The sequence below is a fragment of the Zunongwangia pacifica genome (assembly GCF_023499215.1).
GTDB classification, from domain to species: Bacteria; Bacteroidota; Bacteroidia; order Flavobacteriales; family Flavobacteriaceae; genus Zunongwangia; species Zunongwangia pacifica.
Genome location: NZ_JAKHSK010000016.1, coordinates 1 through 12,783, shown reverse-complemented (window position 1 = coordinate 12,783; position 12,783 = coordinate 1). Strand labels below are relative to the sequence as shown.

The 12,783-nt window shown below is 36.6% G+C and carries 14 protein-coding genes and 1 pseudogene; 14 read left to right on the top strand and 1 reads right to left on the bottom strand.

The features are described from left to right. The first annotated feature begins 490 nt into the window (after positions 1 to 490). The 14 genes and pseudogenes from L1967_RS12040 (at position 491) to L1967_RS11975 (ending at position 10,830) form a co-directional block, all read left to right on the top strand. Positions 491 to 1,201 (top strand): PepSY domain-containing protein, encoded by a 711-nt coding sequence (locus L1967_RS12040; protein ID WP_008616453.1) that lies wholly within the window; start codon positions 491 to 493, stop codon positions 1,199 to 1,201. 22 nt (positions 1,202 to 1,223) lie between these two features. Continuing rightward, a complete protein-coding gene (locus tag L1967_RS12035) occupies positions 1,224 to 1,706 on the top strand; it encodes a DUF305 domain-containing protein (RefSeq protein WP_008992801.1) in 483 nt (160 codons plus the stop codon). Between the two features lie 11 nt (positions 1,707 to 1,717). Further along, positions 1,718 to 3,520, top strand: a complete 1,803-nt coding sequence (locus tag L1967_RS12030; RefSeq protein WP_084839798.1) for an efflux RND transporter periplasmic adaptor subunit — start codon at positions 1,718 to 1,720, stop codon at positions 3,518 to 3,520. A 263-nt stretch (positions 3,521 to 3,783) separates the two neighbouring features. Next, positions 3,784 to 4,350 carry a helix-turn-helix domain-containing protein gene (locus L1967_RS12025; protein ID WP_013072784.1) on the top strand — a complete coding sequence of 189 codons (567 nt, stop codon included), beginning with the start codon at positions 3,784 to 3,786 and terminating at the stop codon, positions 4,348 to 4,350. Positions 4,351 to 4,432: 82 nt separating this feature from the next. Then, positions 4,433 to 5,080: pseudogene (locus L1967_RS12020) on the top strand (class I SAM-dependent methyltransferase). A 142-nt stretch (positions 5,081 to 5,222) separates the two neighbouring features. After that, entirely contained in the window at positions 5,223 to 5,597 is a 375-nt protein-coding gene (locus L1967_RS12015) for an ArsR/SmtB family transcription factor (protein ID WP_008992796.1), read from the top strand. Next, a complete protein-coding gene (gene merTP, locus L1967_RS12010) occupies positions 5,594 to 6,190 on the top strand; it encodes a mercuric transport protein MerTP (RefSeq protein WP_013072783.1) in 597 nt (198 codons plus the stop codon). The genes L1967_RS12015 and merTP (L1967_RS12010) overlap by 4 nt, the downstream gene beginning before the upstream one ends. Beyond that, positions 6,190 to 6,411: a GDCCVxC domain-containing (seleno)protein gene (locus tag L1967_RS12005; RefSeq protein ID WP_072316382.1), complete on the top strand. Its 222-nt coding sequence runs from the start codon at positions 6,190 to 6,192 to the stop codon at positions 6,409 to 6,411. Before merTP (L1967_RS12010) ends, L1967_RS12005 begins: the two co-directional genes overlap by 1 nt. Positions 6,412 to 6,430: 19 nt before the next feature. Next, positions 6,431 to 6,817: a metal-sensing transcriptional repressor gene (locus L1967_RS12000; protein ID WP_072316381.1), complete on the top strand. Its 387-nt coding sequence runs from the start codon at positions 6,431 to 6,433 to the stop codon at positions 6,815 to 6,817. A 68-nt stretch (positions 6,818 to 6,885) separates the two neighbouring features. After that, positions 6,886 to 7,155: a thioredoxin family protein gene (locus L1967_RS11995; RefSeq protein ID WP_084839799.1), complete on the top strand. Its 270-nt coding sequence runs from the start codon at positions 6,886 to 6,888 to the stop codon at positions 7,153 to 7,155. Between the two features lie 35 nt (positions 7,156 to 7,190). Continuing rightward, a complete protein-coding gene (gene merTP, locus L1967_RS11990; RefSeq protein WP_240462945.1) occupies positions 7,191 to 7,769 on the top strand; it encodes a mercuric transport protein MerTP in 579 nt (192 codons plus the stop codon). Between the two features lie 164 nt (positions 7,770 to 7,933). Next, positions 7,934 to 10,192: a heavy metal translocating P-type ATPase gene (locus L1967_RS11985; protein WP_249601859.1), complete on the top strand. Its 2,259-nt coding sequence runs from the start codon at positions 7,934 to 7,936 to the stop codon at positions 10,190 to 10,192. A gap of 20 nt (positions 10,193 to 10,212) precedes the next feature. Further along, positions 10,213 to 10,425, top strand: coding sequence for a heavy-metal-associated domain-containing protein (locus tag L1967_RS11980; protein ID WP_008616468.1), 213 nt, complete (start codon positions 10,213 to 10,215; stop codon positions 10,423 to 10,425). Between the two features lie 12 nt (positions 10,426 to 10,437). Further along, positions 10,438 to 10,830, top strand: coding sequence for a zinc-dependent peptidase (locus tag L1967_RS11975; RefSeq protein WP_245801465.1), 393 nt, complete (start codon positions 10,438 to 10,440; stop codon positions 10,828 to 10,830). Between the two features lie 432 nt (positions 10,831 to 11,262). On the opposite strand, the gene L1967_RS22400 is transcribed toward L1967_RS11975, so the two are convergent. Next, entirely contained in the window at positions 11,263 to 12,660 is a 1,398-nt protein-coding gene (locus L1967_RS22400) for a recombinase family protein (RefSeq protein ID WP_338063537.1), read from the bottom strand. Between the last annotated feature and the right edge of the window lie 123 nt (positions 12,661 to 12,783).

Genomic DNA, 12,783 nt, shown 5'->3' with positions numbered 1-12,783 from the left:
GTGAAGAGTACTTGATTGTGAGGGGTAAACATTTTGGTTGGTTTATTGGTTAATAAAGGTTGCCTCTCATTTTCAAGTATTATTTAAAGGATTTTGCATATAAAAAAGGATGATATAACAATGAAAGAGTGTTGCAAAGACGGGTGTCAAAATACAACTGAAAAGTCTGTAATTAGAAAATGGTTCAATTACATAATATATACCATACTAATCTTAATAGTTGGTGGTGCTTTGGCGCTTCAATTATTTAGTTAAGGAAATAAATTGAAAATGACTAAAGTGAACACAATAGAAAAATCTGAAAACACAGGGTTTTACAAACAACTATTTAGGGTTCTTTAAAAATAAGGGTGTTGAAAGTACGATGAGCGGGATGGCACCTAAAAGCCCATTGCTTGAAAAGATTTTAAAGTATGTTGCCTATATCTGTTACGTCTGGTTGGTAGGTGGAATAATTGTCAAATATTTTGTGAATTAAATTATAGAAAGTATGGTCAACAGAAAGACAGCAAAATGGATTCGAAAAGCGCACCGATACTTGGGTATATTCCTCGGCATTCAGTTCTTGATGTGGACTATCAGCGGAATGTATTTTAGCTGGACGGACATTGATGAAATACACGGCGACCAGTTCAAAAAAGAAAAGCCACGGCAAACTGCTTTTTCCAACCTATTGGGGACTGAGCAATTAGCGAGTGAAGAACCAATCCAAACACTAAAATTATTGGAAATAGCCAATGAGCCGTACTATTGGATTAACGAAGCTAATTTATTTAGTGCTAAAACGGGAAATGAAAAAAATGGTATTACTAAAGCTGAAGCAAAACAGGTAGCCAATAGATATATGCTGCCCGATTTGGAAATAAGGGGTATAAAACGAATTGAGAAAGTAGATGCACATCACGAATACCGTGGTCGTCCATTACCAGCCTATGAGATTTCATATAAAACCCCACAAAACTTGAAGGCTTATGTCGCCATAGAAAATGGTGCATTTCAGACCGTTCGTCATAGAAACTGGCGCTGGTTCGATTTTTTGTGGATGAACCACACTATGGACTATCAAGGCAGGGACAACTTTAATACCATAATCCTGCGGGCGTTTTCATTGTTAGGGTTAATTACAGTATTAAGTGGGTTCTTACTTTGGTACATATCGTCGCCCACAATTAGAAAATTGGTTAAAAAGAAACGAAAATAAGTAACACTAAAACCAACATAAAATGGAAAATTCAAATCAAAATTCAAAGAAAAACAACTACACAAAATTTGTAGGTATGCTCGTGGCATCCTTCATAGCAATGTACGTTACAATGTACTTAAACTCTTATGAAATTGACCACGTCTATTTTAGTCTTACCCGATTTTATATGAGCTGTTTGGGTATTGCCGCTATGGCCATTATTATGTTTGTAACAATGCGTAATATGTACCAAAACAAAAAGAAAAATATAGCAATTGTTCTTGGAAGTATTGTTCTATTTGGTGGCGCGTTAGGCCTTGTGAGGGCACAGGCCCCAATTATTGGCGATGTGCTCTATATGAAAGCTATGATTCCGCATCACTCTATCGCCATTTTAACCAGTAAGCGAGCGGATATACAAGACCCGGAAGTGAAGAAATTAGCAGATGATATAATTAAAGCACAAGAAAAGGAAATTGCAGAAATGAAAGCAATGATTAAACGATTAGAAAATAACAAATAAAAACAAAGACAATGAAAAAAAACATCATTTATATAGGTATTGCCTTGATTGTTGGCCTTCTAGGTGGCTTTCTACTGTTCGGTGGAGATTCTACTGATAAGGCAACAAATAGTGCTAAAGACAATCACGAACATTCAGAAGAAATTGCTACTAATCAAATGTGGACCTGTTCTATGCACCCACAGATTATGCAACCAGAACCTGGCGACTGCCCAATATGTGGAATGGATTTAATTCCAGCTGAATCGGGTGCCGATGGCCTCAATGCCAATGAAATTAAAATGACCGATAACGCAATGGCTCTAGCCAATATTCAAACGTCACTTGTGGGACAAGGACAAATAGGAAATAATTCCCTAAAATTATCTGGAAAGATAAAAGCAAATGAAGAGTCAAATGCCGTACAGGTCACATATTTTGGAGGAAGAATTGAAAAACTATACGTTAATTCAACAGGAGAACGTGTTGGCGCAGGACAACGCTTGGCAACTATTTATTCGCCAGAATTAGTTGCGGCACAACAAGAACTGCTTACCGCTTCATCATTGAAAGAATCGCAACCAGAATTATATAAAGCTGTTAGAAACAAGCTCAAACTTTGGAAACTTTCAGAAAAGCAAATCAACGCCATAGAAAACTCTGGGAAAGTACAAGAAAACTTTCCTGTGTACGCAACCGTATCAGGAACGGTAACACAGAAAATGGTAGAAGAAGGTGACTATGTAAAACAAGGACAACCCTTATACAAAATTGCCAATCTCAATACAGTATGGGCAGAATTTGATGCTTACGAAAACCAAATTGCGTCCTTAAAAGAAGGACAAACCATTAAAGTAACCACCAATGCCTATAGAAATGAAGTGTTTGACGCCAAGGTCTCGTTTATTGCCCCCTTATTAAACTCTGCTACAAGAACGGTGGTTGTGAGAGCTGTTTTACAAAATAAAAAAGACCTCTTTAAGCCGGGAATGTTTGTGGAAGGAAAAATCGAGGGTGCTCGAACGAGCACAGAGAACACCGTTTCTGTACCGTCAACGGCTGTTATGTGGACGGGCGAACGTTCTGTGGTCTATGTCAAAACAGACCCTAATAAAGCTGTTTTTGAGATGAAAGAAGTTTTATTGGGCAATGCCACTGGCGATAGTTATACCGTTCTTGAAGGTTTAAAAAATGGAGATGAAGTGGTAACTAACGGCACATTTACCGTAGATGCTGCTGCACAGTTACAGGGCAAGAAAAGTATGATGAACACGGCAGGAGGTAAGACAATGACTGGCCACGAAGGGCATTTGGGTATGCAAGGAAACAATACTGGGGATAATGTGGTGAATACAGACCATTCTGAAATGAAAGAAAGGATAGCTGTTTCAAAGAAATTTCAAAATCAATTGAAGCAGGTTTTTGATGATTATATCCTTGTAAAAGATGCTTTGGTTAATGACGATGCTAAAAGTGCACAACAAGCAGGAAAGCAAATAATCCAATCCTTAAAAAATGTTGATATGAAGTTGCTGTCCGATGAAAAAGCACACAACCATTGGATGACCATTCAAAAGGAACTAAAATCATCTGCAAATGCTATTGAGAACAGTTCAGACATAGCAGCACAAAGAGGGCATTTCAAGCATCTTTCGGCACATATGATAAGTGGTGTACAGCTTTTTGGGGTCAACCAAAATGTATATATCCAGTTTTGCCCAATGGCCAATAACAATAAAGGTGCCTATTGGATAAGTTTGGAAGAAGAAGTGCGAAATCCATATTATGGAGAGGCTATGTTAACCTGTGGAGAGGTAAAAGCAACTTTAAAATAAAACGAATTACGGATTAATCAAGTAATCTACATAAGGCCAAAAAATAATCTTGGTTTTATAATGGCGAACGATAATGAGTGAAAGCAGAAGAAATAGACGAAAAAATGAAAGGAAGAAGCATCAACCTAAAAGTAATATCACAAAAAAAGATAAAATTATAGCTTTTGTTGTGATAGTATTGATTTTTGTAATTGCTGCGATAGCTGCTGTTTACTATTCTTTACACAAATCTGGGTTAACCTTGTTTTAAAGACAAGTATTATATGAGAGAGATTATCTATATTAAAAATATGGTCTGCCCAAGATGTATCTCGGCAGTATCCAATATTTTAAAACAACTTGAAATATCCTATGCTTCTATTAAATTGGGAGAAGTTAAATTAGTGTCAACATTAAATGCAAACACCAAAAAAGAGCTTTCCGAAGCCCTTCAAAATTCAGGTTTCAGTTTGATTGACGACCGTAAAAGTCAACTTATTGAGCAAATGAAAACTTTGGTTGTTGAGAAAATACATCATTCCAACGACGAAACCGATTTAAAATGGGCAGATATTATAAGTGGTGAACTTAATTTGGATTACAAATATTTAAGTTCCCTATTCTCGTCAGTAGAAAGCATCACGTTTGAGCAATATATCATCAACCAAAAAATTGAACGTATAAAAGAACTCATAGTTTACGATGAACTAACCTTAAGTGAAATAGCTTTTCAACTACATTATAGTAGCGTTGCATATTTAAGCAATCAGTTCAAGAAAATTACTGGGATGACACCTACGCAGTTCAAGAAATCTGTAGACAAAAACCGAAAATCCTTGGATGAGATTTAGGGCGTGTTTACCACTATTAAAGGGGTATTTAAATCAGTAGATGATATATTGATTTACCAATGAACCGAATTTAGATATCAAAATGAAATTAGACAGAAAGAAACATTGGGAAACAGTTTAGGAAACTAAAAATCCAGACCAGGTAAGTTGGACGCAAGAAATACCAAAAACTTCACTGAAGTTTATACGTTCGTTCAAACTAAATAAAAAGGCAAAAATTATAGACATTGGTGGTGGCGACAGTAAACTTGTTGACTATTTACTCAAGGAAGGGTATAATAACATTACTGTACTTGATATTTCAGAAAAAGCAATTGCGAAAGCTAAAAAAAGACTGGGAGAAAAGGCAAGTAAAGTAAATTGGATTGTAAGCGACATTACCGAATTTGAACCAGATACATCTTTCGATGTTTGGCACGACAGAGCAACTTTTCATTTTCTTACAACAGATGATCAGATTAAAAAATATACTAACATAGCGACAAAATTTGTAAGAGGTTATTTAATAATAGGAACCTTTTCACAAAACGGACCAAAAAAATGTAGCGGACTTGAAATAAAACAATACAATGAAGAGGAATTAACATCGGAATTAAAAAAAGGATTTGACAAAATTCGCTGTGTATCAGAGGACCACACAACACCATTCAACACCATACAGAATTTTCTGTTTTGTAGTTTTAAAAGACAATTAACTGTAAAGCCAGCAATACCTTCACCTACAAGCTAAAAGAACAGATGTACAATTCGGTAGTTTTAGTTTTTGCAAAACACAAATCAAAACAAAAGGAACATAATGATCAAAATTTACATATCATTCTTTTTTGTATTTAAGTATTTGCTTAAATAAGAAATAATTGTAACTTTGCCTTATGAAAAATAATTCTTGCATAAGACAACAGGCAGATATTGAACAGATAAACCGTTGTAAAAAGACAGTTTCAGAATTAAATGAATCGTTTGACTATTTGGCAAATGGACTTTCTTTAGTCGGAAATAATGTTCGGCTAAAAATTCTTTACCTACTCTTTGAGGAGAAACGACTTTGCGTTTGCGACTTAAGTGATATTCTCGAAATGAATATTTCTGCTATCTCTCAACATTTGAGAAAAATGAAGGACAGAAATTTATTGGAAACCGAAAGAGATGCTCAAACGATTTTTTACTCACTAACCCCTGAATATTCAACATTATTAAATCCGTTTTTTGAAATACTCGATAAAAACAAAGTTTTAGAAACGATATGAAACGTGAGAACAAATTAATTGGTGCAGGTTTACTTGCTGCTATTACAGCTTCATTATGTTGTATTACACCCGTTTTGGCTTTAATCGCGGGAACAAGTGGAATTGCCTCAACATTTTCTTGGCTTGAGCCTTTTAGACCTTATCTAATCGGGCTAACAATTTTAGTGCTCGGCTTTGCTTGGTATCAAAAACTAAAACCTCAAAAAGAAATTGACTGCGAATGTGAAACAGACGAAAAACCAAAATTTATACAATCAAAAAAGTTTTTAGGAATTGTAACTGTATTTGCAATTATAATGCTGGCATTTCCATATTATTCATCCATTTTTTATCCAAACATAGAAAAGCAAATAATCGTAGTTGACAAATCGGATATTAAAACAATGGAATTTAAAATTAGCGGAATGACTTGTGCAAGTTGCGAAGAACACGTCAATCACGAAGTAAACAAACTCAACGGAATTGTAAACTCAAAGGCGTCTTACGAAAATGGAAATGCAATCATTGAGTTTGATAAAACCAAAACCAATGAAAAAGAAATTGAAAATGCAATTAACGCAACAGGCTATAAAGTAACTGACAGAAAAAACTAATGGAAATCCAATTAAAATCAGAAATTACCTGTCCAAATTGTGGACACAAAAAAGTAGAAGAAATGCCAACAGAATCCTGTCAATTCTTTTATGAATGTGATAATTGCAAACAAATACTTAAACCAAAAGAAGGAGATTGCTGCGTATTCTGTTCTTACGGTACTGTGGCCTGCCCACCAATTCAAGAAAATAAAAGATGTAATAATTCAAGTTGTTGCTAAACATTATAATGGACAAATTATGAATATGGAACAGTACAAATTACCTACTGATTTAATCTTGGATATTAAATCCAGATTAAAAACTTTGAGTGGTCAAATAAACGGCATTGTTAAAATGCTTGATGAAGGAAAGGACCCCGAACAAATAAACATACAGTTCAGATCCATTGATAAGGGGATTCAAAAAGCACATTACTTACTGCTGGATGAAGTCTATCGAAAAGCACTTGCTATTGGAATTGTAAAGGCCGTGGACTCTTGCCCAGGAAATTGTGGCAATGAAGATAAAATTGAATATTTAAAAAGTGAATTCCCCAATTTGGAATTATCCGATTTGACCAATCGCTTAAAAGAAATCCAAACTATTGAAACCAGATTAAAAAACTACAACGAAAAAAAAGGTTAAAAAAAGTTTGGTGACCCCCTACCTCACGTTCTCATCTTTGTTCCATTATTAATTTAAACTTAAATAAGATGAAACGACAAATCGAGATTTTTACAGCAGGTTGCCCGGTATGCGAGCCTGTGGTGCAATTAGTAAAAGAGACAGCAGGAAAGGACTGCGAAATCACACTTCATAATCTGTCCGAGCAATGCGAAAGTAAAATCTGTGTTTCAAAAATGAAGGAATATGGGGTTACAAGAGTTCCCGCCATTGCTGTGGATGGAAAACTACTGAATTGCTGCACCAAAATCGAAATCACAAAAGAGGATTTGGTAAACGCGGGAATAGGATGTTGTTAGGTATGGCAATTACTAAATGGAACAAAAAAACATCTATGGGGACTGCTGTATTTTCAGCAGTTTCCCTTAAACTATGCTGCTGGGGTCCTTTGCTACTTACAAGTGTAGCTGGTATTAGTGGAAGTTCTGTCTATTTTTCTTGGCTTATTGCCTTGAAACCTTATCTGTTGGTTATAGCATTTTTGTCATTGGGACTGGCCTTTTATCAGGTTTATAAAAAAAAGAAGGTGGACGATTGTGGTAACTGTGATATGGCTAAGCCATCATTTTTTAAGTCGAAATTCTATTTGTGGTTGGTTACAGTGTTTGTTGTTGTAATGACATTGGTTTCTTATTATCCACAAATATTTCATTCAACGGAGAAAGTAGGAATTGTTGCAACAAACAATACCGATATTCAAACTGTAAAGTTGAATATTGAAGGGATGGTATGCTCGGGTTGTGAAGAAAACATCAACCATTCGGTAAACAAAATTGACGGGGTTACAAATGTATCTACGTCTTTTGAAGAAGGGACTTCAATTATAGAATTTGATACCACTAAAACGAATGTCGATGAGATAAAAAAGGTCATTCAATCAAAAGGGTATTTGATTACAAATAGTAGAGACTGATAGACACGTATCCATTGCGGTGATAAAAGATAAATTAAAAACGACTTATCCAATTGGTAGTAATAATTCGTGAAGAGTAAATTCTACAAATCATTCAGCATATAACGTAACACATTACAGTCTTTTAATCCTGAAATTTGTAACATACAAATAAGAACGGATTTATGGAGACAATCAACATATTTGAAACCAAAAAGAAGAATCATAAACAGGGTGTGAAAGAATCATTTCCAGTTACGGGAATGACCTGTGCCTCTTGTGCAGCGAGTGTTGAATCTGTATTAAAACACACAGAAGGTGTGTTTGATGCAAGTGTTAATTTTGCCAATAGTTCCGTTCTTGTGGAATATGACAAGGAGTTGAGTCCAAATCAACTTCAAAACGCGCTTCGTGAGGTCGGTTACGATATTATAATTGATGCCGAAGACCCTTCGGAAGTACAGCAAGAACTTCAGCAAAAGCATTATCAGGACATAAAAAACCGAACCATCTGGTCGGCGATACTTACGCTACCCATTTTTGTGTTGGGAATGTTCTATATGCAATGGGAACCAGGCAAATGGATTTCATTGGTATTGGCCTTTCCAATTCTTTTTTGGTTTGGGCGCAGTTTTTTCATCAATGCCTTCAAGCAGGCCAAACACGGTAAAGCAAATATGGATACCTTGGTGGCGTTGAGTACCGGAATCGCCTTCCTCTTTAGTGTATTCAATACCTTTTTTCCTGAATTTTGGTTAAGTCGTGGCATCGAGCCTCACGTATATTACGAAGCGGCTACCGTGATTATCACCTTTATTTCCTTGGGGAAACTATTGGAAGAAAAGGCAAAATCAAATACATCTTCAGCCATTAAAAAACTAATGGGGCTTCAGCCTAAAACCCTTAAAATTATTGAGAATGGGGAAGAGAGGGAAATCCCTATTTCATCCGTACAGGTTGGTCAGACCATTTTGGTGCGTCCCGGAGAAAAGATTCCCGTGGATGGCGAAGTTTCCAAGGGAAGCTCATATGTAGATGAAAGTATGATTACTGGAGAACCCGTTCCAGTTCAGAAATCCCAAGGGGAAAAGGTATTCGCTGGTACCGTTAATCAAAAAGGAAGTTTTCAATTTACCGCTGAAAAAGTAGGTGGAGAAACCCTGCTTTCCCAAATCATTAAAATGGTTCAGCAAGCGCAAGGGAGTAAGGCACCCGTTCAAAAACTGGTCGATAAGATTGCCGGTATTTTCGTTCCTGTGGTATTGGGTATTTCCATTGTAACCTTCATTGTCTGGATGTCAGTAGGAGGCGATAATGCCTTTTCACAAGCCTTATTGACCTCTGTAGCAGTATTGGTAATCGCCTGTCCTTGTGCTTTGGGATTGGCAACACCTACCGCCATTATGGTGGGAATTGGTAAAGGCGCAGAAAATAATATCCTTATAAAGGATGCCGAAAGTTTAGAACTCGGTCATAAAGTGAATGCTGTCATTCTTGATAAAACAGGTACAATTACAGAAGGAAAACCTTTAGTAACTGATATATTTTGGAAGGATAAACTCGAAGATATCAACGAATACAAAAAAGTTCTTCTAGCTATTGAAGCACAATCAGAACACCCTTTGGCGGAAGCTGTAGTCAATCACTTAAAAGATGAAAATATTGAAAAAGCAGAAATTACTTCCTTCGAAAGTATTACCGGAAAAGGTGTAAAGGCGCAACAGCAGAATGGTTCAAAATATTATGTGGGCAACCATAAACTAATGGTCGAAAAGGATATTCAAATCGACGCTACTTTAATGCAAACAGCAGAAAGTCTCGAAGAAAAAGCAAAAACAGTCATATTCTTTGGTAACGAAGATCAAGTGCTGGCGATACTCGCCATTGCAGACAAGATTAAGGAAACTTCAAAAATGGCCATAGCAACACTTCAAGAACGAGGCATTGAGGTCTATATGCTTACTGGAGATAACAATAAAACCGCATCTGCTGTCGCAAAACAAGTAGGAATAACAAATTACCAAGGAGAAGTGATGCCTTCGGACAAAGCGGCTTTTGTCGAAAAATTACAGGCGGACGGAAAGATAGTAGCAATGGTGGGCGATGGTATCAACGATTCGCACGCCCTGGCGCAAGCCAATGTGAGTATTGCTATGGGCAAAGGTTCGGATATCGCAATGGATGTAGCAAAAATGACCTTGATAACATCAGATTTACAATCTATCCCAAAAGCATTGGAACTATCAAAAAGAACCGTGTTGGGCATACGTCAGAACTTATTCTGGGCATTTATTTACAACATTATTGGCATTCCAATTGCAGCGGGAGTTCTTTATCCTGTAAATGGGTTTTTGTTGGATCCGATGATTGCAGGTGCAGCAATGGCATTCAGTAGTGTATCCGTAGTTGCAAATAGCTTAAGACTTAAACGAGTAAAACTTTAATAATAAATAAATTCAATACTATGAAAACTTTAAAATTTAAAACAAATATCAATTGTGGTGGGTGCGTATCAAAAGTCACCCCTTTTTTAAACAAACAAGAAGGTGTAGAAAGTTGGGAAGTAGATACCTCTAATCCTGATAAAATCCTAACCATTGAAAGCGATGGTGTAACCGAAGAAGATGTAAAGGCGACTTTGCAAAAAGTGGGATTTAAGGCCGAACCTGTAGATTAATACGTTTTTAATATGGCTTATATTTTTATTTCGGTTGTGATTGTTCTTTTTGCTGTTCATTTTTATAGAAAAGCAAAACGTCATAGTGTAAAGCCATTTCCAGAACATTGGCATAAATTATTGACGGATAATGTGCTGTTTTATAGAAATCTATCAAAAGACGCACAGCTAATTTTTCAGCAAAAAATGATGCTATTTTTAAGTGAGGTCTATATCGATGCTGTGCAGTTTGAACTGGAAGAGTTGGATAAGGTTTTAATTGCAGCAAGTGCCGTCATTCCAGTTTTTGGCTTCAAGGAATGGCACTACACAAATTTAAGTGGCATCCTTTTATATCCTGATAATTTTAATGAGGATATGCAATTTAGCAGTAAGGATAACTCCATATCTTATTTTCTGAATTAATGAAAGTAAATGATTATTTATATCCTGCAAAAGATAATGGTTGAGGGGTACCAAAAATTAATTGTAAAAATATACCTTTTTACGAAATACTCAACATCACAGAGCTGATTGTCGATTACTTTAAAAGACAAAACCTTCACCAGACAAGTCAATGCTCTTATATATTAAAGGACATGGTTCTATAAATAATGCAGAATACCAACAACTTGAGAATATATCAAAAAAAGTACGGTTACCCGTGATTTACAGTAACTGATAAATAGAGAGTTCATTGAAAGAAAAGGAACAACAGAGAAGGGAACTTCTTATAATGTCCGCTCCAAGACAGCATGGGATCATATATAGGCCAAATGGGTCATAAAGGTTTTCATACTTTTTCCTTTTATAAATAACCTATAAACTATCAGTTACTTTTAAAGACTTCATTACAGATTAAGCAGCCAGTATATCAGCCAAAAGTTTTAAATCCTCTATTAATTGGTTCGAGTTTTGTACCATAGGGGTCACTTGATGGGACAAATTCAAAAATGATGAATTTGTCCCTTTTTTATTTCCATTTAAGTCTTTGTCAATCAGTGTGATATACTTGATTGCTACATTCACCCGGGTGGTTCGATATTTAAAACCGTCAAAAGTCAGATTTTCAGGAAAGACCGAACCAATGATCTTTCTTTTTTGTGTAATCGTCCCGGTTTCATACAAATAGCCCAATTGTGAAAGATTGCTGATTGCCTTATCCCACAGGGGTTCCACGTTTTGTGTGTCTGTAATCGTACTTGTCAATTTAGCTTCCAGCCTGTTTATTTTTTTATCGGCATCCGCTTTCATCATTCGGTAATCGTCCGCTTCAATATCACCACATAAAAGCAGTTCCCTGGCTTTACTCAGTTTATTATTTTCATCCTGTAAACGGATTTTGAGTTGTTGTATATTTCCGATCCTGTCTCTGGTTTTTGATTTATATACGGAAGTAATGACTTCTTTAAATAGGTTGAGCCTAGGGATGGAATACACATATTTCCCAATCTCGGAAACGATCTTTTCATTCATATCTTCAGCCTTGTGTCTGAATTTACAGCCACCAGAGCAATGGTAATAGTAATAATACTGGGAACGCCCTTTCGACTTGCTACCGGTCAGCATACGTCCGCAATCCGGGCAAATCACAAATCCACGTAATGGAAAATGACCATCCACCTTCATTTTAGCCCGCATCACTTTTTTACGACCGTCAAGCACATCCTGTACATCATAAAACAAGGCTTCAGATATCAGGGGTTCGTGTTGCCCCATGACCAATTGACTTTCTTCATCTTTGTATTTAGGAATAAATATTTTACCGCAATACATAGGATTACGGATAGCTGTCCAGAAATTATTCTTACTGCATTTCAGCCCCTTTTCCTTTGCCATTTTCCAAACCTGCTCGGTACTGAACATATTTTTTGCCAACTCTTTGAACGCCCATTTCATAATATCGCTCTGAACTTCCCTTGGGGCAATATATTTTTTACCGCTTTCGTTGGTTTTATTGACGTATCCAATCGGCGCTGTTCCCATCCAGCGACCTTCTTTTTTAGCCCTGCGCATCCCATGAAATACATTCAATGCCCTTCTGTCATTTTCCACTTCAGGAGCAGCCAAATAAAAGGCGAGCATCATTTTATTTTCAGGGATTGATAAATCGAGCGGTTGTTCGACTGCCTGCGGTTCTACCCCCAATCTTCTCAACGTACCGATCATCTGATAAGCATCTCCCGCATTTCGGCTGAACCTGTCCCATTTGGTAAATAATATCAAATCGGACTGCCCTCTGGATTTACGAAGGATGCCCTATACTTGCCCCCAGGGAAATACTTTATCCAGCAATGGCTCTTGGTACAAAGCCCGCAACTATACCTTTAAACAATACAAAACCAGGGCATGCAAACAATGCCCGGTACGCAGCAAGTG